The sequence below is a fragment of the Enterococcus sp. LJL99 genome, assembly GCF_054871725.1.
In genome coordinates this window covers 1-23,321 of record NZ_JBTXLT010000005.1, presented here as the reverse complement: position 1 = coordinate 23,321, position 23,321 = coordinate 1, and the positions used below count along the sequence as shown (strand labels likewise).

Annotated in this window: 20 protein-coding genes and 1 other annotated feature; of the genes, 13 read left to right on the top strand and 7 right to left on the bottom strand. The window is 32.3% G+C overall.

Translation table 11 applies throughout. The annotated features are described in order from the left end of the window. Nucleotides 1-131: 131 nt before the first annotated feature. The gene (locus ACYSNW_RS08915) at nucleotides 132-605 is read right to left on the bottom strand and encodes a hypothetical protein (RefSeq protein WP_461744137.1); all 474 of its coding nucleotides are present in this window, start codon (nucleotides 603-605) and stop codon (nucleotides 132-134) included. Between the two features lie 270 nt (nucleotides 606-875). On the opposite strand from ACYSNW_RS08915, the gene rsmG reads away from it, so the two are divergent. The 9 genes from rsmG (at nucleotide 876) to ACYSNW_RS08870 (ending at nucleotide 10,211) form a co-directional block, all read left to right on the top strand. After that, nucleotides 876-1,592 carry a 16S rRNA (guanine(527)-N(7))-methyltransferase RsmG gene (rsmG, locus tag ACYSNW_RS08910; RefSeq protein WP_461744136.1) on the top strand — a complete coding sequence of 239 codons (717 nt, stop codon included), beginning with the start codon at nucleotides 876-878 and terminating at the stop codon, nucleotides 1,590-1,592. Nucleotides 1,593-1,607: 15 nt separating this feature from the next. After that, the gene (locus ACYSNW_RS08905; RefSeq protein ID WP_461744135.1) at nucleotides 1,608-2,369 is read left to right on the top strand and encodes a ParA family protein; all 762 of its coding nucleotides are present in this window, start codon (nucleotides 1,608-1,610) and stop codon (nucleotides 2,367-2,369) included. Further along, the gene (locus ACYSNW_RS08900; protein ID WP_461744134.1) at nucleotides 2,362-3,255 is read left to right on the top strand and encodes a ParB/RepB/Spo0J family partition protein; all 894 of its coding nucleotides are present in this window, start codon (nucleotides 2,362-2,364) and stop codon (nucleotides 3,253-3,255) included. Before ACYSNW_RS08905 ends, ACYSNW_RS08900 begins: the two co-directional genes overlap by 8 nt. Before the next feature lie 861 nt (nucleotides 3,256-4,116). Beyond that, complete coding sequence (locus tag ACYSNW_RS08895) at nucleotides 4,117-4,944, top strand: winged helix-turn-helix domain-containing protein (RefSeq protein ID WP_461744133.1); 828 nt, start codon at nucleotides 4,117-4,119, stop codon at nucleotides 4,942-4,944. Between the two features lie 34 nt (nucleotides 4,945-4,978). Then, a complete protein-coding gene (locus ACYSNW_RS08890; RefSeq protein WP_461744132.1) occupies nucleotides 4,979-5,824 on the top strand; it encodes a hypothetical protein in 846 nt (281 codons plus the stop codon). A gap of 22 nt (nucleotides 5,825-5,846) precedes the next feature. Next, entirely contained in the window at nucleotides 5,847-7,022 is a 1,176-nt protein-coding gene (locus ACYSNW_RS08885; protein ID WP_461744131.1) for a hypothetical protein, read from the top strand. Between the two features lie 56 nt (nucleotides 7,023-7,078). Next, complete coding sequence (locus ACYSNW_RS08880; protein WP_461744130.1) at nucleotides 7,079-7,381, top strand: hypothetical protein; 303 nt, start codon at nucleotides 7,079-7,081, stop codon at nucleotides 7,379-7,381. A gap of 234 nt (nucleotides 7,382-7,615) precedes the next feature. Beyond that, the gene (locus ACYSNW_RS08875; RefSeq protein ID WP_461744129.1) at nucleotides 7,616-8,809 is read left to right on the top strand and encodes a hypothetical protein; all 1,194 of its coding nucleotides are present in this window, start codon (nucleotides 7,616-7,618) and stop codon (nucleotides 8,807-8,809) included. 295 nt (nucleotides 8,810-9,104) lie between these two features. After that, nucleotides 9,105-10,211: a tyrosine-type recombinase/integrase gene (locus ACYSNW_RS08870; protein WP_461744128.1), complete on the top strand. Its 1,107-nt coding sequence runs from the start codon at nucleotides 9,105-9,107 to the stop codon at nucleotides 10,209-10,211. A 127-nt stretch (nucleotides 10,212-10,338) separates the two neighbouring features. Here ACYSNW_RS08870 and ACYSNW_RS08865 read toward each other — a convergent pair whose 3' ends face one another. After that, nucleotides 10,339-10,521 (bottom strand): hypothetical protein, encoded by a 183-nt coding sequence (locus tag ACYSNW_RS08865; protein ID WP_461744127.1) that lies wholly within the window; start codon nucleotides 10,519-10,521, stop codon nucleotides 10,339-10,341. 382 nt (nucleotides 10,522-10,903) lie between these two features. Then, on the bottom strand, nucleotides 10,904-12,397 hold the full coding sequence (locus tag ACYSNW_RS08860; RefSeq protein ID WP_461744126.1) for a helix-turn-helix domain-containing protein: 1,494 nt from the start codon (nucleotides 12,395-12,397) through the stop codon (nucleotides 10,904-10,906). Nucleotides 12,398-13,112: 715 nt separating this feature from the next. Between ACYSNW_RS08860 and ACYSNW_RS08855 the strand changes: the two genes are divergently transcribed. The 4 genes from ACYSNW_RS08855 to guaB all read left to right on the top strand — a co-directional run bounded on the left by ACYSNW_RS08855 (nucleotide 13,113) and on the right by guaB (nucleotide 17,056). Continuing rightward, nucleotides 13,113-13,301 (top strand): DUF951 domain-containing protein, encoded by a 189-nt coding sequence (locus ACYSNW_RS08855; RefSeq protein ID WP_461744125.1) that lies wholly within the window; start codon nucleotides 13,113-13,115, stop codon nucleotides 13,299-13,301. Between the two features lie 93 nt (nucleotides 13,302-13,394). Continuing rightward, entirely contained in the window at nucleotides 13,395-14,495 is a 1,101-nt protein-coding gene (gene ychF, locus ACYSNW_RS08850; protein WP_461744124.1) for a redox-regulated ATPase YchF, read from the top strand. Between the two features lie 88 nt (nucleotides 14,496-14,583). Next, on the top strand, nucleotides 14,584-15,267 hold the full coding sequence (locus tag ACYSNW_RS08845; RefSeq protein ID WP_461744123.1) for a DUF1129 domain-containing protein: 684 nt from the start codon (nucleotides 14,584-14,586) through the stop codon (nucleotides 15,265-15,267). Nucleotides 15,268-15,571: 304 nt separating this feature from the next. Beyond that, nucleotides 15,572-17,056, top strand: coding sequence for an IMP dehydrogenase (guaB, locus tag ACYSNW_RS08840; RefSeq protein ID WP_461744122.1), 1,485 nt, complete (start codon nucleotides 15,572-15,574; stop codon nucleotides 17,054-17,056). A gap of 68 nt (nucleotides 17,057-17,124) precedes the next feature. Here the strand turns inward: guaB and ACYSNW_RS08835 are convergent, their stop codons facing one another. The 4 genes from ACYSNW_RS08835 to croR form a co-directional block, all read right to left on the bottom strand. Next, complete coding sequence (locus tag ACYSNW_RS08835; RefSeq protein WP_461744121.1) at nucleotides 17,125-18,627, bottom strand: polysaccharide deacetylase family protein; 1,503 nt, start codon at nucleotides 18,625-18,627, stop codon at nucleotides 17,125-17,127. 81 nt (nucleotides 18,628-18,708) lie between these two features. Then, nucleotides 18,709-19,980, bottom strand: coding sequence for a serine--tRNA ligase (gene serS / locus ACYSNW_RS08830; protein WP_461744120.1), 1,272 nt, complete (start codon nucleotides 19,978-19,980; stop codon nucleotides 18,709-18,711). A gap of 56 nt (nucleotides 19,981-20,036) precedes the next feature. Continuing rightward, nucleotides 20,037-20,256, bottom strand: a binding site (T-box leader). Nucleotides 20,257-20,588: 332 nt separating this feature from the next. Further along, on the bottom strand, nucleotides 20,589-21,764 hold the full coding sequence (gene croS, locus ACYSNW_RS08825; RefSeq protein ID WP_461744119.1) for a sensor histidine kinase CroS: 1,176 nt from the start codon (nucleotides 21,762-21,764) through the stop codon (nucleotides 20,589-20,591). Continuing rightward, nucleotides 21,754-22,443: a response regulator transcription factor CroR gene (croR, locus tag ACYSNW_RS08820; RefSeq protein ID WP_461744118.1), complete on the bottom strand. Its 690-nt coding sequence runs from the start codon at nucleotides 22,441-22,443 to the stop codon at nucleotides 21,754-21,756. Before croR ends, croS begins: the two co-directional genes overlap by 11 nt. Nucleotides 22,444-23,321 lie beyond the last annotated feature (878 nt).

Here is a 23,321-nt window from a genome sequence, read left to right as displayed (position 1 = left end):
ATAGAGGAACTCGACTTTTAAGCAATTTTAATGGAAAATCAAAAAAACGTAGCTTATGTAATCGGTAAGCTACGTTTTGTGATTTTCGCACTAATCCTAAAACGATCTGCAACTAAATTTTTTGATAAATCTTAGTCTATCCTTCCTTCACTAGCCGTGAAATAGCTACTTTGAAATAAGGATTGTGTTAGGAAACGTACAACAGGAGCGATGATTGCAACTTGAAGTAAAAAGGCGACCAGATAGTTTTTGATGATGGTAATAGGTAAAGAAGCGAGAGAGCCAGTATGTAAAAAGGTACTTAAGGAAGACATAATCACACACATGAAAGTTACCATAAAAAATTGCATACTTAAAATTTTAATCATAGGTTTTGTTTTTTCGTGTGTAACAAGCTGGCTCAAAATCCCAGCAATTTTTCCTATGATAAAAAAATCTAAAATAAATCCAATAATAAAAAATAAGGGAAATCCTTTGATTGCTTCAATAAAAATCTGCCACGTAAAACCTAAATTTAAAATCAGATTATAGCAACTCATAAAAAAAATCATTGCTGCACACATTACCGCAGTAAAAATCACTTTTTCTTTTGTATTCTTGTACATAAAATTCTCCTATTCCAATTTCGATTGTTGCGTGAGAGCAACTATCTTCAAGACTAGCATAAAAAAATTTTTTTCGTAAGTTTTTTCTGAGCCATCTTATTGCAAGAAAAAGCTTAGGGGTATTCAAAGATTTTCTTTGGTGTAAAAAATACAAGACTAAAATAACCCCTTAAATATTACTAAAAATCATTGCATGATTAGTCCATTTGAGTTAAAGTAAAGAAAGACTACTGTGAAACATTTTTCTGTTTCACACAAGGAAGGAAAGCTATGACTCCAGAAGAATTTAAGCAATTACTAAGTCAAAAAAATATCCAGTTATCTGATCACCAGATGCAACAATTTGCCGATTATGCGCATTTACTCGTTCAATGGAATGAAAAAATGAATCTTACAGCAATTACAGAAGAAAAAGAAATTTATTTAAAACATTTTTATGATTCAATTACGCTTGGTTTTTATGAAGATTTTTCTTCAAACAAGACGATTTGTGATATTGGAGCAGGTGCAGGTTTTCCAAGTATCCCGTTAAAAATTGTTTTTCCTACATTAGAAGTAACAATAGTCGACTCTTTAAACAAACGAATTACTTTTTTAAAGGAATTAGTTAATCAATTAGGATTAGAAGCTGTTTCACTTTATCATGATCGAGCAGAAACGTTTGGTCAAACGCCAGAATTTCGTGGCGCTTTTGATTATGTCACAGCAAGAGCAGTTGCGCGTTTAAATGTTCTTAGTGAGTTATGTATTCCTCTAGTAAAAAAAGAAGGCTATTTTATTGCATTAAAGGCTTCTAAAAGTGAAGAAGAATTGAATGAAGCGAAACCAGCTATTGCATTATTAGGTGGTAAATTTCAAGAAGAGCGTTCATTTGAACTACCAATTACTCAAGATGAACGCCATATTATAGTGATTCAAAAGAAAAAAGAAACCCCTAAAAAATATCCAAGAAAACCAGGATTACCGAATAAGCAACCAATTAAGTAAAATGGAGGAAAGCACATGGCACGAATTATTTCTGTAGCAAACCAAAAGGGCGGTGTTGGTAAAACAACAACGACAGTCAATCTTGGCGCGTGTCTTGCTTACAGTGGAAAAAAAGTACTCTTGATTGATATTGATGCTCAAGGGAATGCAACGAGTGGTATTGGTGTACGTAAACCAGATGTAGCACACGATGTGTATGATGTTTTAGTAAATGAAGAACCGATAAAAAATGTGATTCAACATACAACAAGAGAAAACCTAGATATTGTTCCAGCTACTATTCAGTTGGCTGGAGCTGAAATTGAATTGACCTCTATGATGGCTAGAGAATCTCGCTTAAAAACGGCAATCGGAGAAGTCGATGATCAATATGATTTTATTTTAATTGATTGTCCACCTTCTTTAGGACATTTAACGATCAATGCATTTACGGCCAGTGATTCTATTTTGATTCCTGTTCAGTGCGAATACTACGCTTTAGAAGGGCTAAGTCAATTGTTAAATACGATTCGTTTGGTTCAAAAACATTTTAATTCTGATTTAAGAATCGAAGGAGTATTATTAACAATGTTTGATGCCAGAACTAATTTAGGTGCCGAAGTTGTTGAAGAAGTTCGTAAATACTTCCGCGAAAAAGTTTATGATACGATTATTCCAAGAAATGTAAGATTATCAGAAGCGCCAAGTCATGGACTATCAATCATCGATTATGATGCACGTTCACGTGGTGCCGAAGTCTATCAAGCGCTAGCAAAGGAAGTGTTAGAGAATGAGTAAAGGTAAAGGATTAGGAAGAGGTATTGATGCATTATTTCAAGATTTTGCTAGTTTAGAAGATGTAGATGTTCAAAAAGAAGAAGTTCTTCAAGTTCCTTTAAATGACTTGCGCCCCAACCCTTATCAACCAAGAAAAACATTTGATGAAACTTCTTTGCAAGAATTAGCGAACTCAATTCAACAGTCTGGTGTTTTTCAACCAATCATTATACGAAAATCAACCGTTAAAGGTTATGAAATTATTGCCGGTGAACGTCGTTTTAGAGCATCTAAATTAGCTGGAAAAGAAACGATTCCTGCAATCGTTAGAGAATTTGATGAAGAAGCAATGATGCAAATTGCGGTTTTAGAGAATTTACAACGAGAAGATTTAAATCCACTTGAAGAAGCAGAAGCTTATGATATGTTGATGAAAAATTTAAAATTAACGCAAGTAGAAGTTGCTGAAAGATTAGGTAAAAGCCGTCCCTATATTGCAAATTATCTGCGTTTATTGACTTTACCAACGCCAGTAAAAGAATTAGTTCAAAGCGAAATTCTTTCAATGGGTCAAGCTAGAACTTTATTAGGATTAAAAGATAAAGACTCAATTTTAACTGTAGCAAAACGTGTAGTAGATGAAAATTTAACTGTACGTCAATTAGAACAAATTGTGATTGATCTTAATGAAAATCAAGGAAAAAAAGTTCAGAAGAAAAATCGTAAGTTAGTAAAAGAAAAACCTTACTATATAAGAGAAAGCGAAGATCGTTTAATGGACAAATTTGGAACGACTGTTGCAATCCAAGAAAAAGAAGGTAAAGGAAAGATCGAAATAGAATATTTATCGCAATCTGATCTAGCTAGAATTTTAGACATACTAGAGATTAATTTTGACGAATCGTAAAAAATGATAAGAATAAAAAATTTAAAAGAGGAAACAAAAGTTTAAATGACTTTTGTTTCCTCTTTTTTTAAAAATATAGTTAATAAATTTATATGAACACAGATTATTTTTTTTAGGATTTTGAAATATTTTCAACAAAAACAAAACAACGATATTTTTTCTTGTTCTTATATAAAATAAGAAAAAACGATAGATAATAAAAAACAATTTAACCTCACCTATACAAAGGCTAGTCACGCTATTTCTCTCTAATTATACAATAGATAAATTAAATGTGTCAATAGTCGATGAAAAAAGAACACCTTGTATTATTCTATTTTTTTCTTATTTTTTATTCAATCTAAATTCATTAAGAAAAAAGAACTGAATGTATATCTAGATGAATAGATATCTTTCTCTGTTAAGCTAAGAAAAAACTAGTTTTCATCTAAAATAATATTCTCATTTGATTTATTAAGGATATTTACTTCTCATTTTTTTTGACCGTCAAATAGACCGTCAAACAGAAAGCGATTTCCCATCCGAGTTAGGTGCTATTTTTTGTTATCAAATTTATTTTTCCATTTTAAATATACATAGGTAATTCAATTTCTGAATTTTATATTTTTAATAAAAAAACTTTTTTTTATATGTATCTTTTTATAATTTTCCGTCAGATAACCGTCAGAGAATTTTTTAAACGCTTTATAAATAACCTTATCTATCGTTTTTTCTTATTTTATATAAGAATAAGAAATTTTTTTACTTAAAATATTATCTAAATGGAGAATAATTTTAATATTTTAAGTTGTTTGGTCGTAGAAGTATGGGTAGGTTTCATTTTAAATGGATGACTAGAAAATTCGTGGGAGGAATTTTGGTATGGGGAAAAAGATTATCATATTAACAGATACTTTAAGTGCAAATGGTTTGCTTCAAAACAGTCTATTAAATCTAGAATATGAAATTATGATTTCAAAAGACATGATGATTCAGCCGAAAGGAAGTGAGTTTTACTTTTTACAAAATTTTGATTTGATTATTTATCAGCAGTCGATGTATGGTGTTTTAAAAGAATCTCTTTTAGACAATTTGGCTTTGTTAGATAAACCAATTGTTATTTTGACATTTGAATCAGAACAATTAGATCAAACGAAATATGCAGCAAATGAAAAAATATATTTTATGCCGTATCCTATTTCTGTTTCAGAGCTTGCCAGTAAATTAGGAGTGATTTTTGATGAAACTGCTTCAGAGCGCTATTCAAAAGATCCGTTACTTAATCATACAGCAAATGCTTATCCGTTTGCTGAAAGAAGGCAGCCTGGATCGTTTCCAAATTTAATTAAAACAAACAAGCAACATTCGTTCCAATTAAAGGATCGCACATTGATTATAGATGATTGGTTGATTCCACTAACTAAAAAAGAATATCAAGTTCTCGAATATTTGATTGAAACAGAGCAAAGATTTTTTTCAAGTCAATCATTATGCGAAGCTTTATGGAATAATTCTCAACAAAAAAATAAACAAGCTCTATTGAGTAATTTAATTAATCGCATTAAACAAAAAATAATGGAGAAAACGTCTATATTTGAACCGTTCATTTTAAATAAAAAAGGGATTGGGTACTATCTCAATCAAGAATTTAAGCTTGTAAGTGATAGAAGAGATGAAGAATCACGAGAACTTCTTTTAGGAAATAGCTAAAGAAGTAAAAAATAAGATTGGAGAATAATAACTGATGTTTAACCGAAAAAAGAAACAATATGAAGAAGATTATGAAGAATACTACGATGATTACGAAGATTATGAGGATGAAATGGACGACGAGTACGATGAAGAAGAGTACGAAGAAGTGAAGGAACCAGTAAAAAGAAATCGCCCAGAAACAGCTAAAAAAGATCGTTCAGAAAAAAGTAATAAAGAAAATTCAACTGATTCCTCTGAGCAAATAAATAGAGAAAATCAACGTTTGCAAAAAGAAGTTCAGCGACAAAAAACGATGACTGAACGTTTAAAGACTGAAGTTGAGAATAAGCAACAAGAAATAGATCAGTTAACAGTGCGATTGACAACTTCCTCTAAAGCGAAAGAAAGAATTCAAACATTGGAATCTCAACTTATGCAAGCAGAAGAGAAAATTGTTTCAGCGTGTAATAAAAATGTAGAGTATGAGAAAGAATTAGCTTTTTCGGGTAAAGCTAAAGAACAAGCGCGTTTATTAAAGATTCAATTACATAAAGTGGAAGAAGAATTATCTGAAACACTTTCAAACAATGAGAAATTAGAGCAAGATTTAGCAAAACAAGAGGCAATGAAAAACCAAATCGCAGAAGTTCTAATGGAAGCAAAAAGTAAGGCACAACAAATTCAAGATAGAGCAAATATGGAAGCTGATCGAACAGTTGAAACAGCAAAACATCAAGTGAAAAAAGCAGTAACTGATGCAGCAGATGAATTAAAGTTAATCAATAAAGAAGCAGCAAATTACCATAACCGTATCGCACGATTACAAACTGAATCAGCTCTACTAATGGAAGAACTACTTGAAAAATCAAGTAAGCTAGCAGAACAAACTTTAAATTGAAGTAAGTAAAGGAGATTATGAAGTGGTTTATCAAAATATTGGAGTTGACATGTATCAAGCTGCATCTCCAGCTGTGGGAGAACGTCTTTTTGATGACGATATGCTGCGTGATATATATTATATTTGTGAAGAAATTTTTCAAAAAAGAAATATAGGAGTGACTTATCCTCAAAAAGAAGTTGAGGAATATTTTGAAGAATTCCACACCATAATTTCTTTTTTCAAGCATATAGAAATTACTTTAGACTTTGTAGATCTTGATTGGTCGAAACTTTTAGATGAATTGATTCAAACTTTTCCGCAAATTGCCTGGATTGGTGGTTCTACAGAAAGAGAAGATAATCGAGTGACTTACTATCTTGATTTTGTTCCAATTGCATATAGAAATTCTGGTTTTCCGTTTCTGGTAAACTTGCAGCAATCGCTAGAACAGCAAGTTGTAGGTGAGAACTATGATCCAGATTCTCTTATCGAGTACTTTATAGAAACAATAGAGCAATTAAGTGCAAAGTTTATCAAGCCTCTTGAAATCAAAGAAAAGAATATTGAAAAAAAAATAGTAGAAGAAGTAGAATCAGAGGCTCAGAAAGATAGTTTGGCTCATAAATACAGTGAAGCAGAAGAAGAAAAGAAAAATTATGTGCTACAAATTGAAGAAGAATTGACTCGCGAAAAATATGTAAAAGAAAGAATGCGTTTAGCTAATCAAAAATTAGAGGTAGTTATTGAACAGATGGAACGTCAGCGATTGACAAAGGCGATGGATCAATTAAGTCATGCGACTCCTGAGGAAAATGAAAAGTGGGATCGAATATTAAAAGTTGACTTACGTGAATACTCTCAGATTTTGCAAAAAGCTAAATTTCTTGAACAAACATGGTTTATGAATAAAGAGTTGATTACAAAAAATGAAAAAATGACAATTTCAGATAATCAATTGACCTACGAAAGAGAACAAATAAGAGGTTTTAAAGAAGAGATTAATTCTACCGAACTTTATTTAATTTTAGAAGAATGTAAAGTGATTGAATCTAGAGTGAAGATTAAAAGAAAAACCTGGTTTCGTCAACCTTATGTTCGCATTATGAAAATGGATTACGATAATTTGCTTAAAAAAGCTGCCTATTTTGATTTAATTCAAGGGGAAAATTATCTTATTGAAAAAATTGTCTTAACTAACCAAGTAAGTAGTAGCTGAGTATTTTTTAGTTAAAAATCAAAAAGTGGAATGGACTTTGGAGGAGTAGGTGAAAAATGATTAGGAAGAAAAATCAAAAAATAGGTTGGTACAAATTTTTACATAAGGTGTATACATTTTTAGGATATATAAGTCTTTTGGGAAGTGTTGCTTTAGTCATATTGTTTAATGTTCCTTTAATTAAAATAAACCTTACTATTGAATATCTTTCCATACTAGTTCTAACTGTTGGTTTGTTTGTCTATTTTCGTATTAATACAGCGCATTATCATTCTTTAATTTACTTGATAGAGAATGTCTCTCCTAAATCTGGAGAAGTACGTAAGCCAAAAGAAAAGAGGCTAAGAAGCAATTATTAATTGAAAGTAGAAGATATTCTGAGTAGAGAGAGTTAAATTAAGGAGAAAATAGCTTAATAAATTAGCTGAGGGTTGCGAAGTTTTCGTGGTTTTTATCATGTAAAAATCCCCTCTTCTTTTCTCAGCGTGATTGAATTTTTTAATAGTTACATAAATCATTAAAAAATAAAGTAGTTACTGTACATAAAAAATCATTAAAGATTGACAAGAGAATATTTTAGGAGTTGGTAAAAAATGAATACACAAGAGAATGAAATGCAAGAAAAAAAAAATCTAAAAAAATATAGTATTCATCAAAAAATCAACACTAGAATGCTCGGTATAGAAATATTTAATCAGAACATAGCAGTGCCATATAGTGCCTATTTAATATGTAAATTGATTTATAAAGAAGATATTCACTCATTTAAAGAAATGGAAGAATTAATTTTTGAAATACAAGGTGCTTGGGAAAATGAGCAACAAGAAATATTTATAAAAAAAATTCATATATTTACCTCGGAAAAACACGTACTTCTAACAATTTCATTAGGTTTCTTTCAAAAAGATCAAGCCAAAAAGCTTCCAGATCTAAAAGAGTGGTTTAAAAATAAAATAGAAAATCACACTAAGGAATTGTCGCAAAGAAGGGCACTCGAAAGTGATTTATTAAAAAAATTATCTACTCAAATTGAACAATTAGAAACTAAGATAGATAAATTAGAGAATCGAGTTAAGAAAAGTGAAACAGTGGCTGTAGATGCTAATAAAAAAGTACAAGAAGAAATTGAACAGATGAATCAAATGCTTACAACTAAGCTAGCTAAAAAGAATGAATTGCTGGAAACAGGACGTAAAAATGCAGTTGATAAAAAAAATAAAAATCAAGTAAATGTTGATTTATCCACTCAAATTAATGCGCACAAGCATGAAAAACAAGAGAGTAAATTTCACTTAGTAAGAGGAAAAAAAGTAAAAAAAGTAACGACACAATGGCAAGCAATTAGTCCTAGTTTAAAAGAGATGCAAGTAAATACTAGTAGTGAAGTGGAGAAAATACAACAAAAAATTCATTTATCTGAATATGAAAAGAAGATTGTTTATTACTTTACAGAAGTAAAAACGTCAGAAAAAAAGCAAATCATCCCTAAAAAGAAATTTTTAGAATGGCAAGCTAAAATTGAATACATTGATTACTTGTGGAAGATGTTTGAATCGGAAAAACAATCAGAGTTAGTTATTGCTGAAAAATTAAGTTGTAAAAATTTAATAAAAGAATTACCAATAATATTAGTTGCTGTCGAAGAATTATCAAAATCTACAAGGTTATTTAATTATTGGATATATTGTCCTCAAGCAACTTTGATTAAGTTAAAAGGTTATGTAGTGTTAGCGGAATATTTAGCTAGTATTGCAGATAATACAGAAACTGTTTTTATGGTTAGCTAAATACGTAGTTACTTGAAAACTCAGAGAAGCATAGTACGTGAAGAGCGTAGCTCTGCTTTTTTGATTAGTAAGCAATAGTTTAAAATTATAAAACAACAGTTATTTTACTTCCAAAAATTACTATATTTTTTTTAATTTGTGAAATAAATCATGAGAATTTGAAGTGCATAATTAAAACAGATAAAAAAAACGATAAATACTATAATTAAATCTTATATTGCAAATAAAAAACAAAAAAACAATCGAATAATTGGGATGGTTGGGAAATAGCCAATCTAGGAATGGAGTGCTTAAAGTGGCTAGAAGAGGAGAGAACATATACAAGCGAAAAGATGGTCGTTGGGAAGGGCGGTATATCAAGGGTAGAAAAGCTTGTGGAAAAATTTATTACGGCTATATTTATGGTTATAAATATTCAGAAGTAAAAGATAAATTGATTTTTATAAAATATGAAAAACAAACCGTTGGAAGAACCAATTTAATGCCGTATGATGGAAGATTTTCCGATTGGGTGTCTTATTGGTTAGAAACTTTTGTACATCCAAAAGTCAAAGATAGTACTTATGCGAGTTATAAAAATAAATTAACGGTTCATGTGCTAGCTAAACTTGGAAAAATTAAATTACAAGATTTGAAAAAATCTGATTTTGAAGAATTGTTGAATGAAATGAGGCCGCACTTAAAAGCTAGTTCTATTAAGGCGATTTTTTCTGTTGTAAAAAATTGTTTAAGTAAGGCAATTACAATGAATCTGTTACTTGACAATCCCTGTGTGGGTTTAGAGTTACCTAAAATAAAAAGAAAAACGGTTCAAGCATTGTCTGTTAAAGATCAAGTGAAATTAGTCAAAGAAGTTGAAGAAGAACAAAAATTTTTCTCTATTATATTAGCTTTACAAACAGGACTAAGAATTGGGGAAATTTGTGGATTAAAATGGGAAGATATTGATTTTGAAAATAATGTTTTACATGTAAACAGAACCATTCAACGCATACAGTATGGTGAAAAAGGAAATCGTAAAACCAAAATAATTGAAATAAAACCTAAAAGTAGTAACTCACAAAGAAAAATTCCTATTTCAAAAGGATTAAGAAAAAATCTAATAGACATGAAGAAAATGTCAAAAAGTGAATACGTTGTTTCCAATAAAAATAAGCCGCTTGAGCCACGTACAATAGCTTATCGATTTCAAATTGTTCGAAAGAAAATTGGTTTGGAAAGTTTCTCGTTTCACTCACTGAGACATAGTTTTGCTACTAGATGTTTAGAAGCAGGAGGCAATATTGCTGCGATTAGTTCTTTGTTAGGCCACTCTTCCACTCAGATGACTTTGGATTGCTATACGAATTCATTCTTTTCTGAAGAGCGTCAATTAATTGATAAAGTAGATGTTTTTCAGTAGTTAGAAGTTTGTCTGAAGAGGTTTTGACAAAGACATAATTTTTAATCGATTTTTCCCGAAATTTATACAGTTTAGCTTTCAGTTATTATGGATGAGATAAAAAGGAAAAGACCACTTTTTTTTATCTTCAAAAACCGAACGAACGGCATAAAAAAATCAAATTCTCGGCAATTTCCCAATCATCATTCATTGCAAAAAGTGCAATAACTGATGATTCATCTAATTGCTCGAATATAAGCGATTGTTTAATGACCTGAGTAAATAGTGGTGTAAAAGTAGCCCCTTCGGAAACAATTAGCTCGTTGTACAACGAGCAATTCCAACAATGAGGGTAAATAGCTCACTTTCTTATAAAGTAAGCGGAAATTTGAAGAATATCAGGTAGGAATTATTCAACATCAAAAGGAAGTCTTATGCGTTTCTTGTCATTTCTGAAAATTCTTTCTTATTGCGATAAATCACGAAGAACCTAGGGATTCGATGATGCATTGTACCTACTCGGTTCTTGGAACTAATTACTTTTACTTCAACCGCAATAAACAGTAAAAAATAGATACTTTTAATTTTTCAATAAATACTGTTTGAGAGCTGTTCTAATCTATTGAAAATTCTGACTTTTTATTCATATAAGGAAAAATATATTTAGTTTATCATGGCGATTATTTAAATCCAGTTAAATATAGATATATGTATTAATTGAGATACATTTTTGTTAGTACTCCTTTTAAATCTCTTAAATCCATTTTTTCATTTTGGTGAGTAATAAATAAGAACTTTCTACCTCTATTTCTTATGTATGGATAGTCTACATTACTAATAACTAAGTCATAATTTTTACTTCTTGCCATTTCTTCAGCTGAGCCAATAGTTGTTAAATTTACTTGGCTGATCCACCAGGTAGTTAAGAATTTACTATATAAAAAGTCATCTTCAATAAAAACGCCTACTGTGATTCGAGATTGAATGCATTGTTCATAATAATCGATTGCATAAGATAGTTGCTGCAAGATTAAAGAATCACTGATTGATTGACTAAAAAATTGAGGATATTTCAGTTTATACTGACCAATGAACATCTGTAAAGTGGCGTTAAATTTTATTGGTGCGTATTCTCTATTATAGTGAAATCGTGTAATAGCTCCTTTAAAAATGATTTGTTTATAGACCAGCGATTTTAAATAATGTTGAAGGTGGTCTTTTTGCGTTGTCTCTAAGGTACTAGCGGGGTGTTTTTCTTCCATAAAAGTAAAAAAATCATGGACTAATATTTGTGTAAAAAAAGGACTGGTATTTTCAATTTTTTTCAAATCATTTAAAAGAGAAGAATTTATGGGAGAAATATTTTCTCCGAGTAAAAATAAAATTAGCAATAAGGCCTCGTCTGTACATTGTTTGAAAGAGTAATAATTTAAAAAAGAATTCAGTAATTGCTGCATATTTTGATAAAACTGAGTCTTTTTTAATTGAATAAAAAAATCATTTTCTTCATAAATCGTTAATTGATTGTTCGAAAGTACCTGATGAAAGTTAGAATTTTTATTTTGAACATTTCTCTTTTTTAAAACAATAAAATAAAAAGCGAGTTTTTGTTTCGATAATTCTGATAATGGAGCTTCAATCTTTTCTGTGATTTCTTCGATTATTAGTTGGATTTTTGGATCTAGATTATTTAGTTGGGTTAGATAGTCAGGACGGGTTTCGGAATAAAGAGAAATAAAGAAGTAGCGAATCTGCAATTCATCTCCTTGTATTGTTCCATTTTGAATGGTCAATTCAAATTCACTCAATAAATTGTTTAATTCATTGATTTTTCTAAAATATGTTGAATAACTAATATTGATTTTTTCACATAAACGAGAAGGATCAGTGGTTCCTGTTAAAAATAATTCTTCTAAAATTTTATATTTTGGTGCCTGAACAATAAATTCAAGTAGTAATTTATTTAGAGAATAATTTGTTTTTGTGTTGAAATGAACAGTTGTCTTATCTAACGTTAGCGAAAAATTACCATTTGATTTACTAGACAAATGGATTAAATTTTCAATTAATCTTGTAACAAAGTAAATTCCTGTTTGTAAGTAGTCAGCAATATCTTGCTTTTTCGCAGATCCACCAACATCACACATATATTTTAATAGCATAATTTGATGCGCTTCAATTTTTTCTAATAAATCAACCCGGTTCATAAAAGTGCCCCTCTATAATTCTAAAATAAAAGTTATCGTTCTCTTAATGTAGTTTTGTATTCAATTGAGAAATGTACATTTTTTTACAATTATTAATTAGTAAAAAATTATTATATTTACTATTTGTTTGTTTTTCGAAATAAAAATAATGTAAAGTTAGTATAAATAAAGTACATCTATCTTACAATAAATTACACAATAATAACAGATTATTTTTAAAATAATTTATACGAATACATGATTAATTTCTTTTTATCATTCATAAATTACTTTGAATAATGTTTTTACTTATCTTTGATAATGGAATAAGCTAAATTATTATTGAAGTAAATTAAGCAATTGTTTAATGATCTTATAAACGGTGGTGCAAAAGCAGTTTTCTCGGAAATAAACCGAAATTGTTGTAAAACACAGCGAATGAAATAAGCTGATGTTGCACAATACCTACTCGGTTCTCGGAGCTAATCACTTTTGTCCCGACCTCGTGTTCCTTATGCATTTTTGGAAATGTCTTGTTGTAGTGAAGAATTAAGAGGAACTTAGTGATTTGATGAGTAGCAAATCTAATTAGGTGTTACCGCTCTTTTAATTCTGGCTTTAATAATACCTGATTAATCGAAATTGCTTTTGCTTGATTGGTTAAAACATGGTATTGTATGCTAGTAGGTTTGTGTCTTGTTTCATAAAAATTTTTAATAGAAAGGACATGGCTGTAATGTACGATTTGGGCGATATAGTAGAGATGAAGAAACCTCATGCATGCCAAGCAAACCGTTGGGAAATTATCCGAATGGGTGCTGATATCAAAATAAAATGTGAAAATTGTGGACATATCGTGATGATGACAAGAAGAGATTTTCAAAAAAAATTAAAAAAAGTATTGGAAAGAAAAGTAACAGAATAGCTTTCTTGTTGTATAATTTAAGTGAAGTAAATTTTATAGTATGATTCGTTTTATATGAATAGCAGACTGAGATAAAGGAAGAGTGAATAAATAATGGCATTAACAGCTGGAATCGTAGGTTTACCAAATGTGGGTAAGTCTACCCTTTTTAACGCAATTACAAAAGCAGGAGCAGAAGCTGCAAATTATCCTTTTGCAACGATTGATCCCAATGTTGGGATGGTTGAAGTTCCTGATGAAAGATTACAACGCTTAACGGAGTTAGTTAAACCTAAAAAAACCGTTCCGACAACGTTTGAATTTACAGATATTGCTGGAATTGTTAAAGGTGCAAGTAAAGGTGAAGGACTTGGAAATCAATTTTTAAGTCATATACGTCAAGTAGATGCAATCTGTCATGTTGTTCGTTGCTTTGATGATGATAATATTACTCACGTTGAAGGCCGTGTCGATCCATTAGCTGACATTGATACAATCAATCTTGAATTAGTATTAGCGGATTTGGAGTCTATCAATAAACGATATACGAGAGTGGCTAAAGTTGCCAAAACAAAAGATAAAGATGCTGTTGCAGAATTGGCTGTTTTAGATAAAATCAAACCTGTTTTAGAAGAGGGCTTATCTGCTCGTACGATAGAATTTACAGAAGAAGAACAAAAAATTGTTAAAACGTTGTTTTTATTGACAGCAAAACCAATTTTATATGTGGCAAATGTTTCAGAAGATGAAGTAGCTGATTCTGATAATAATCCATATGTGCAACAAGTAAGAAACTTTGCTACAAATGAAAATGCCGAAGTTATTGTTGTTTGCGCTCGTGCTGAAGAAGAAATTGCCGAATTGGACGAAGCAGACAAAGATGAGTTTTTAGAAGCGTTAGGAATCGATGAGTCTGGCTTGGATCAATTGATTCGTGCGGCTTATGATTTATTAGGCTTGGCAACTTATTTTACGGCTGGTGAACAAGAAGTTCGTGCTTGGACTTTCCGTAAAGGAATGAAAGCTCCACAAGCAGCTGGGATTATCCATTCTGATTTTGAGCGTGGCTTTATTAGAGCTGAAACCGTCTCTTATGAAGACTTAAATAAATATGGAAACATGCAAGCAGCGAAAGAAGCCGGAAAAGTTCGGTTAGAAGGTAAAGAATACATCGTTCAAGATGGTGATGTGATGCTTTTCCGTTTCAATGTTTAAAAGAATATTTTTTCTCACTACAACTATATGTTAAAATATCTTTTAGGTAAAAACTGTCTCTATTTTGGGGCAAGGAGGATGCGAACGAATGGAAGTAGAAGCACTTCGAGAATTAGTTACAGAAAATCGTGAATTAGAACAAAAGCTAACAAAGAAAAATGAGCAATATATTTTTGATTTGAAGAAAGCCTTGCGTGCTGCAAATCTTTCTGAAGAGTTACAAACAGTAGCATTACATGACATCTTACTTCAGTTGGTGGAAGGACAAAAAAGCGGTAAAACAGCTCGTCAGTTATTTGGAACAGTTTCTGAAAGAACGGAAGCTATTTTAAATAAACCAGAAGAATTACCAGAATCACCTGCTGGCTTAATGTGGTTAGACAATACGTTATTGTTGATGGGAATCATGATGATTATTCTGTCAGTGACCTCAATGTTTTCTAATGCACGCTCGCAACAATTGGGCTTAGTCACATTTATTGTTACTTCTATGGCGGGTGGATATTTATTTTATGTATCTTATAAGTACATTTATCAATACGATCGTCCAGGAGCGGATAAATCACAACGTCCAAGTTGGTTAAAAACAGGAGCGGCGTTAATGGGTGCAATGCTCTTAATGGTTTTTGCTTTTGCAGGTTCTGCTTTTTTACCCCCAGTACTAAATCCTATTTTAGATCCTACGATTGCAATTATACTTGGAGCAGTGGTATTAGTTGCTCGTTACTTCTTAAAGAAAAAGTATAATATGAAAAGTAGTTTATCACGTTAATTTACTTTTTTAATAATAATGAAATAAATTGAATTTTTCGAGGTTGAGTCAGTGATGAATCCCTCTGAGAGAGAAGCTGAAGGTCACGAAAATTATTTTTCTAGTTTTTGTGATTTTCAGCCTTTTTATAGTTTACATCACTTGTTACTGCTGTTTTTCTTTCAAAACAATGGCAAAACAATAAGAAAACACTAATGTTAGGGAATTCAGACAAAAAACGATTGAAAACATAAAAATCTGGTTGACTTCCCTTTTGTTATCTGTTATTTTTTTAAATAAAATTAAGCTGAGGAGTGGTCCAAAAATGTCTAACTGGGAAACAAAATTTGTAAAAAAAGGTCTAACATTTGATGATGTTTTATTAATTCCTGCTGAAAGTCATGTATTACCGAATGAAGTAGATATGAGCGTTGAGTTAGCGAAAAACATTACCCTAAATATTCCTCTAATCAGTGCAAGTATGGATACTGTAACTGATAGTAAAATGGCAATTTCAATGGCTCGTCAAGGTGGCTTAGGTGTCATTCATAAAAATATGAGTATCGCTCAGCAAGCAGATGAAGTCCGGAAAGTAAAACGTTCTGAAAGTGGCGTAATTATCGACCCGTTTTTCTTAACACCAACTAATTTAGTTGCAGATGCTGAACAATTAATGAGTAAATACCGGATCAGTGGTGTACCAATCGTTGAAACAATGGAAAACCGAATTCTAGTAGGAATTATTACTAACCGTGACATGCGCTTTGTGACCGACTATCAAATGAAGATTGAAGAAGTTATGACTAAAGACCACTTAGTAACAGCCCCAGTTGGTACTTCTCTGAAAGATGCAGAAAAAATCTTACAAAAACACAAAATCGAAAAATTGCCAATTGTAGATGAAAACAATCGTTTAAGTGGCTTAATCACCATTAAGGATATTGAAAAAGTAATTGAATTCCCAAATGCAGCGAAGGATGAACATGGAAGGTTGTTAGTTGCCGCAGCAGTAGGTGTGACAAGCGATACGTTTGAACGTGCTGAAGCGTTGTTAGATGCAGGCGCAGATGCAATTGTGATTGATACAGCTCATGGACATAGTGCTGGAGTACTAAGAAAAATCGAAGAAATTCGAGCAACATTTCCTAAAGCAACTTTAATCGCTGGTAATGTCGCTACAGCAGAAGGAACAAAAGCTTTATATGATGCGGGTGTCGATGTAGTAAAAGTTGGAATTGGGCCAGGTTCTATCTGTACAACTCGTGTAGTAGCAGGTGTTGGTGTTCCTCAATTGACTGCTATTTATGATGCTGCTTCTGTTGCACGTAAATATGGCAAAGCAATTATCGCTGATGGCGGAATTAAGTACTCTGGAGATATAGTGAAAGCATTGGCTGCTGGTGGTTATGCAGTAATGTTAGGAAGTATGTTGGCTGGAACAGATGAATCACCAGGTGAATTTGAAATTTATCAAGGACGTCGCTTTAAAACTTATCGTGGAATGGGTTCGTTAGGTGCAATGGAAAAAGGTTCAAGTGATCGCTATTTCCAAGGTGGCGTAAATGAAGCGAATAAATTAGTTCCAGAAGGAATTGAAGGTCGTGTAGCGTATAAAGGAAGTGTATCTGATATTGTATTCCAATTGATTGGTGGTTTAAAATCAGGAATGGGCTATGTTGGAGCTGGAAACTTGAAACAATTACGTGATGAAGCTCAATTTATTCAAATGAGCGGAAATGGATTGAAAGAATCTCATCCACATGATGTTCAAATCACTAAAGAGGCGCCAAACTACTCTGTAGAGCAATAGAATTAAAAAACTAGCAATAATTTTTTCTATCTGTCAGTGTGACAAGGTAGAAGATTATTGCTAGTTTTTTATTGTACAGGTCGTTCATCTGTGGAACCATAGTACATATGCAGTGGTTTTGCTTTATTCATTAGTAATTGTTTAGATGGAATAATTTCATAACCTGCTGCTCTCAAATGATCAATGACGATTGGAACGGCGTCGATTGTTTCAGGATAAATATCATGCATTAAGATGATTGAGTCATTATAAGCTGTGTCATCTACACGTTTGACGATGGCATTCTTATTATGACTTTGCCAATCTTGAGAATCTACAGACCATTGAATAATTGGTTTGCCAATGATTTCAGCAACATCTTTATTGACAGCACCGTATGGCGGTCTAAAATCTGTCGGTAAAGTACCGGTTGCGTTGTAAATAGCTTTATCTGTGTTGTTTACTTGATCGCTAATAGTTGCAGCATCTAAAGTTGTCAAGTTTGGATGAGAAAATGAGTGACTCGCCACTTCATGTCCTTCATCATAAACTCTTTTAGCTAACTCTTCATTCTGGCTTACATTTTGACCGAGCATGAAAAATGTTGCTGTGACTCCCTTTTCTTTAAGGATATCTAATAATCTTGGTGTTGTCGCCGGATTAGGTCCGTCATCAAAAGTAAGGGAAATATATTTTTGATTTGGATCCAGAGCTTGTGGAACTTCGGTACTTAACTTACTTTTATCAATAAAATCTGTATTGATGAAGCCAACAATATCGTTATAAGGAACCGTCACTTCTTTTTTATCAGCAATAGTTTCAGGTAGTGTAAGAGTAATCGCATCTGATTGATAAGTAAATGGCGTATCGTCCAATGTTAAATTTGGTATCGCCAGGACTTGGTCAAGAACAGCATCATCATTTGGGTGATCGCTCAATATTTTTTGTTGAATTACTTGTCGAACAGCTAATAAGTTGGCTTCGTTGTCATCAAATAAATCATGCAATGATACTAGCTTATTTGTTTGATTATTCATGGCAATTCCAGAATCAAGGGTTCCTTTTTCTTCGATCCAGTCATTATTGTTCCAAACATAGGTGTCAACAACAGGTTGATACTCTGTGACTGTGTCAGATGAATAGCCTTTTTTTATTTGAGCAACTATTTTCGTTTCAGCTTCTTTTTTTGTTTGTTCGATGGTGTTGATTTTTTGATTCATATTTTCTTCAATTGTTGCCAATTCTGATTTTAGCTCATCAGATTTAGGTAAATAAGTAATAATCTCGACTTTGCCTTGTTTTTGTATGGACTCATTACTATCGATTCCTTCAGTTTTTTGTTTTTCTCTGATGGAAGCCAATAAGTCATCTTCTTTTTGTTTAAAATCATCGTTTGTTTTGTTTTCGGTTGTCTTCTTCGCAGTATTATCAGGGTTCGTTAGATGTGTATACACAGCATAGCTACCCACACAAGATACAAGTAGAGCAAAAACAACCAACCAATAGTACCATGTTACTTTTGATTTTTTTCTTTTTGCTTGTCTAGAACGTCTAGTATTGGCTCTATTCTGGGGTTCTTGATTCATGGTCATTCTATATCGATCCTTTTCATGAAATCTAATTCTAAAGGACAACTGTATCATGTTTTTTTTACTTATTCAATAAAATTATAATTATTTAATCAATTTCAAATTTCCCATATAAGGAATTAGAACTTCTGGAATTGTAACTGAACCATCTTCATTTTGATAGTTTTCTAAAATAGCTGCTACTGTTCGGCCAACCGCTAAACCAGAACCGTTTAAAGTATGGGCGTACTGAACCTTATCGTTTTCGTCACGATATCGAATCATTGCACGACGCGCTTGGAAGTCTTCACAATTTGAGCAAGAGCTAATTTCACGATAAGTGTTTTGAGCAGGGATCCATACTTCTAAATCGTATGTTTTAGCGGCTGAAAAACCCATGTCTCCAGTACATAAAGCTAGTACACGATATGGTAATTCTAATTTTTGTAGAATTTCCTCTGCATTTGCAGTCATTTTTTCTAATTCTTCATAAGAATGTTCTGCATCACTGAATTTTACCATTTCTACCTTATTAAATTGGTGTAAGCGAATCAATCCGCGTGTATCACGACCTGCGCTACCAGCTTCAGAACGGAATGATGGGCTAAGTGCAGTGAAATAAATTGGTAAACTTTCTTTATCTAAAATCTCATTATTATAGTAGTTTGTTAAAGGAACTTCAGCTGTTGGAATTAGCGTAAAATCTGTATCAGCAAGTTGGAAAACGTCTTCTTTGAATTTTGGAAATTGACCAGTCCCGAACATAGCGTTGCTATTAACAATATAAGGAGTCATCATTTCGGTATATCCATGATCATATACATGCATATCTAACATGAAATTATATAGAGCACGTTCTAATCGCGCACCCAAGCCTTTATAATAGACAAAACGACTACCAGCAACTTTTGCTCCACGTTCAAAATCTAAAATACCTAAATTTTCAGCAACTTCCCAATGAGGTTTCGGTTCAAAATCAAAAGTACGTGCTTTGCTCCAGCGGCGAACTTCTACATTATCTTCTTCGTCAGCTCCTACAGGAACTGATTCATGTGGCAAGTTAGGAAGTGTGGTAGAAATTTCTTTTAGAGCGGCGTCGATTGTTTCAATTTCGATATCTAAGGCTTTGATGTTGCCGCCGACTTCTTTCATTTCATTGATTTTATCCGTTGCATCTTCTTTTGCTCGTTTTAGTTGAGCGATTTCAGTTGAAACATCATTACGATATTTTTTTAATTCTTCAGACTTCACCAGTAGCTGACGACGATTTTCGTCTAAGCGCATAAATTCTATCAGCACCTCTTCTTTGACACCTCTATTTTTTAATTTTTCTTGTACTGCTTCAAAATTTTGACGAATCATCTTAATGTCTAACATATTCTTTCCTCCTATTTATTATTACTACAAAAAAAGTCACTTTATCCCAGAAAAAATCTTGGGACGAAGTGACTTGAATAATCGTTTCGCGGTACCACCCGAGTTCAGCCAAATAGGCCGCTCTTATACTAGCTATTAACGGTAGCCACCGGTCTAACTTGTTTCGTTAGACAGCTTATCAGAGACGGAATTCATCGTAGTTGATTACTTGCTTTCACCGCCGCAAGCTCTCTTGAAATCATTACTACAAGTACTTTTTCTCTTGCTTTCCATTAGAATACAAAATTTCTAATGGAATGTCAAGCAAGCTTAGACTTAAGTTTAGTCAAAAAGTACGAAACATCCCTTAATAATAAGTGAAAGGGAGTAAAGTTTCTTATTGCAGTATTCTCTGCAAAAGAGTCTTGGAAAATCAGAGCTAAACAACCTCTTAAAACTCAGATGTTTTAGCGTAAGTTTTATTAAAAATAGAAAATTGATTGAGTATAAAACAAAAAAACAGTTAACTCTGAACAATCGAATGGAGTTAACTGTCTGGAAAAATATTGCTATCGTATTTTTTTGTAGGGTTTGTTTAGTTTTAGAAAATAAAACTAAACTTTTTCCTACTATATAGAAGTGCGGTTTTGAGTTAGGGGTAAATGGATAATAAACGAAGTCCAATTAGTATCTGACTTGGCATAAATATAACCACCATGTAGAGCGATGATACTTTGGGCAATGGCCAAACCTAAACCAGTTCCGCCAGTTTCTTGTGAGCGTGATTCTTCCACTCGATAAAAGCGGTCAAATAATTGATCTAACGATTTTTTTGGAATTGGTTGACCATCATTTTTAACTGAGATTACAGCTTCTAAACCGATTTTATCTACCGAAATAACAATATGCTTCCCGCCTTTCCCGTACTTTAAGGCATTTGAAAGTAAATTATTAAATACGCGCACTAATTTTTCGGTATCGCCATCCATCATTAGAGAAGGGGGGTCCGCTTGAACTTGAATAATCATCCCTTTTTTCTCAGCTTCCAGCTTAAAATCAGCAGCTAACTGTTCAACTAGTTGAACCATATCAAAATTAGTTGAATAGAGTGGAACACTTGGTTGACGTACTTTAGTGTACTCAAAAAGGTCATCTACTAATAATTTCATCTGTTTAGCTTTAACATAAGCGGTATGCGTGTACTTCAATAAATCTTCCTGACTATGAAACTGTCGATCTTCAATTAATCCTAAATAACCAATAATAGAAGTTAAGGGGGTACGAATATCATGGCTGACATTCGTAATCAATTCATCCTTAGATTTTTCTATTTTCCGCTCATCTTCAATTGCAGCTACAGTACTATCAACTAAGCCATTGACACTAGAAACAACTTTTGCTAAATCACCACTTAGTTGAAATGGAATACGATGCCCATAATTTCCGTCTGCGATATAATGAAGCTCAGTAATAATATGTCGCAATTGCATTTGGCGGTAACGACGAATTAAACGCCAGTACAGTACAACAATATCAACAATGAAAAAAATCGGGATAATAAATTTACTCCAGCTCCAAAATAGGTTGGTATTTAGTTCATTTGCTACAGCATCCTTTGTGGCCCAAACGATTCCTTGCAGTGATTCATTGACATGAAGGATTTGATTAATCAAAACCATAATTGATACATTTAATAGTAGTAAAAGAATAATAGTTACAATTCCTTCAGCTAATAATTCACTGATTTCTTTAGAGGTTAGAGTAATTCTCTTTTTTGTTTCAGCTTTGCTTTGTTTAACGCGCATCGATCTTATACCCAACACCCCAAACGGTTTGAATCACCTTTTCGCCACCAGTAGCTTCTTCGATTTTATCTCGTAGATGACTAACATGAACCATAACCGTTTTAGCTGAAACAATACTTTCTTGCTGCCAGACACGTTCAAATATTTCGTCGGCACTAAAAACTCGATTTGAATGGTTAGCTAACAAATACAAAATACCAAACTCTAAAGCAGTTAATTGAATTTCAGTTCCTTCCACTGTACGTACTTCATGTGAGTCTCTATTGATTATTAGAGAACCTACTTCTAAAACGTCGGGTTCTTCTGCTTTTAATTGAATCTGGCTACGTCTCAAGATAGACTTAACTCTTGCCATAACTTCAAGAGGGTTAAATGGTTTTGTGACGTAATCATCAGCTCCTGCAACTAAACCTTTGATTTTATCCATATCGGTGGTTTTTGCTGTTAGCATAATAATCGGAATTTGAGATTCCTTTCGAAGCTCTTTGACTACTTGCATCCCATCCATAATAGGCATCATGATATCTAAAATCAGTAAATCAATACCTGATGTGGTTCTAATTTTAGAAAGTGCCTCTTTTCCATCGTAAGCTTTCACAACTTCATATCCTTCGTTGTGAATGTAAATACTAAGTAGTTCTACAATCTCTTTATCATCATCAGCAACTAAAATTTTCATAATTTGTATTTCCTCCATAATAAAGTAGTTTAATTCCTTCCTATATATTCTATCAAAAAATAGCAGAAAAAGATAAGAGCAGAGAAGACGTTAGAGAAAAATTAGGAATAAATAAACAAAACTTAAGAAAATGACGCCAAAAGACCTCCTGAATAGTAATAAAACGAACGATTAATCTATAAAATCAAAAAACAATCGCTTATAAAAAAAACTGAAAAAATTTTCATTTTTTAGTTGACCTATACCTGATTTATTGATATATTATTACTTGTCGCTAGGCGGGGAACACAAAGAGCTAAGTGATTGCAAAAATCAAGTCATCAAAAACAATTTTTAATTTTAAAAAAAGTTGTTGACAAATGATGAGAAACTTGATAAGATATAAAAGTTGCTGGCGAAACAAACAGTAACAAATTGAATAACAAACAAGTTATTCAAAAACATTGAAATATCAATAAAAAAGTTGTTGACAAATAACGAATAAGTTGATATGGTATAACAGTTGTCGCTGATAAAGTGATAACAAATCGAAACAAACTACTAAAAAGTTTTTTAAAAAAGCAGTTGACATCGAAAAAGAGACATGATATAATTTAGGAGTTGCCGCATGGCGACTTAAGTAGACCTTTGAAAACTGAACAAAGTAAGACGAACCAAATGTGTAGGTTGTTTTTACAATGGTAAAAACAAACAACAATTTTTAAAACAAGCGAAGCAATATGCTAGCAAACAAAATGAGCTTAACAATCGTAAGATTGTGTTCAACTTTTATTATGAGAGTTTGATCCTGGCTCAGGACGAACGCTGGCGGCGTGCCTAATACATGCAAGTCGAACGCTTCTTTCCTATCGAGTGCTTGCACTCACTTGGAAAGAGGA

What these genes read in the sequence shown, in the direction of transcription:
- ACYSNW_RS08915 (WP_461744137.1), bottom strand. Translation starts at nt 605, where the DNA reads ATGTACAAGAATACAAAAGAAAAAGTGATTTTTACTGCGGTAATGTGT.
- ACYSNW_RS08835 (WP_461744121.1), bottom strand. Translation starts at nt 18,627, where the DNA reads ATGACCATGAATCAAGAACCCCAGAATAGAGCCAATACTAGACGTTCT.
- ACYSNW_RS08905 (WP_461744135.1), top strand. Translation starts at nt 1,608, where the DNA reads ATGGCACGAATTATTTCTGTAGCAAACCAAAAGGGCGGTGTTGGTAAA.
- ACYSNW_RS08900 (WP_461744134.1), top strand. Translation starts at nt 2,362, where the DNA reads ATGAGTAAAGGTAAAGGATTAGGAAGAGGTATTGATGCATTATTTCAA.
- ACYSNW_RS08890 (WP_461744132.1), top strand. Translation starts at nt 4,979, where the DNA reads ATGTTTAACCGAAAAAAGAAACAATATGAAGAAGATTATGAAGAATAC.
- ACYSNW_RS08880 (WP_461744130.1), top strand. Translation starts at nt 7,079, where the DNA reads ATGATTAGGAAGAAAAATCAAAAAATAGGTTGGTACAAATTTTTACAT.
- rsmG (WP_461744136.1), top strand. Translation starts at nt 876, where the DNA reads ATGACTCCAGAAGAATTTAAGCAATTACTAAGTCAAAAAAATATCCAG.
- croS (WP_461744119.1), bottom strand. Translation starts at nt 21,764, where the DNA reads ATGCGCGTTAAACAAAGCAAAGCTGAAACAAAAAAGAGAATTACTCTA.
- ACYSNW_RS08895 (WP_461744133.1), top strand. Translation starts at nt 4,117, where the DNA reads ATGGGGAAAAAGATTATCATATTAACAGATACTTTAAGTGCAAATGGT.
- ychF (WP_461744124.1), top strand. Translation starts at nt 13,395, where the DNA reads ATGGCATTAACAGCTGGAATCGTAGGTTTACCAAATGTGGGTAAGTCT.
- serS (WP_461744120.1), bottom strand. Translation starts at nt 19,980, where the DNA reads ATGTTAGACATTAAGATGATTCGTCAAAATTTTGAAGCAGTACAAGAA.
- ACYSNW_RS08875 (WP_461744129.1), top strand. Translation starts at nt 7,616, where the DNA reads ATGAATACACAAGAGAATGAAATGCAAGAAAAAAAAAATCTAAAAAAA.
- ACYSNW_RS08855 (WP_461744125.1), top strand. Translation starts at nt 13,113, where the DNA reads ATGTACGATTTGGGCGATATAGTAGAGATGAAGAAACCTCATGCATGC.
- ACYSNW_RS08860 (WP_461744126.1), bottom strand. Translation starts at nt 12,397, where the DNA reads ATGAACCGGGTTGATTTATTAGAAAAAATTGAAGCGCATCAAATTATG.
- ACYSNW_RS08845 (WP_461744123.1), top strand. Translation starts at nt 14,584, where the DNA reads ATGGAAGTAGAAGCACTTCGAGAATTAGTTACAGAAAATCGTGAATTA.
- guaB (WP_461744122.1), top strand. Translation starts at nt 15,572, where the DNA reads ATGTCTAACTGGGAAACAAAATTTGTAAAAAAAGGTCTAACATTTGAT.
- croR (WP_461744118.1), bottom strand. Translation starts at nt 22,443, where the DNA reads ATGAAAATTTTAGTTGCTGATGATGATAAAGAGATTGTAGAACTACTT.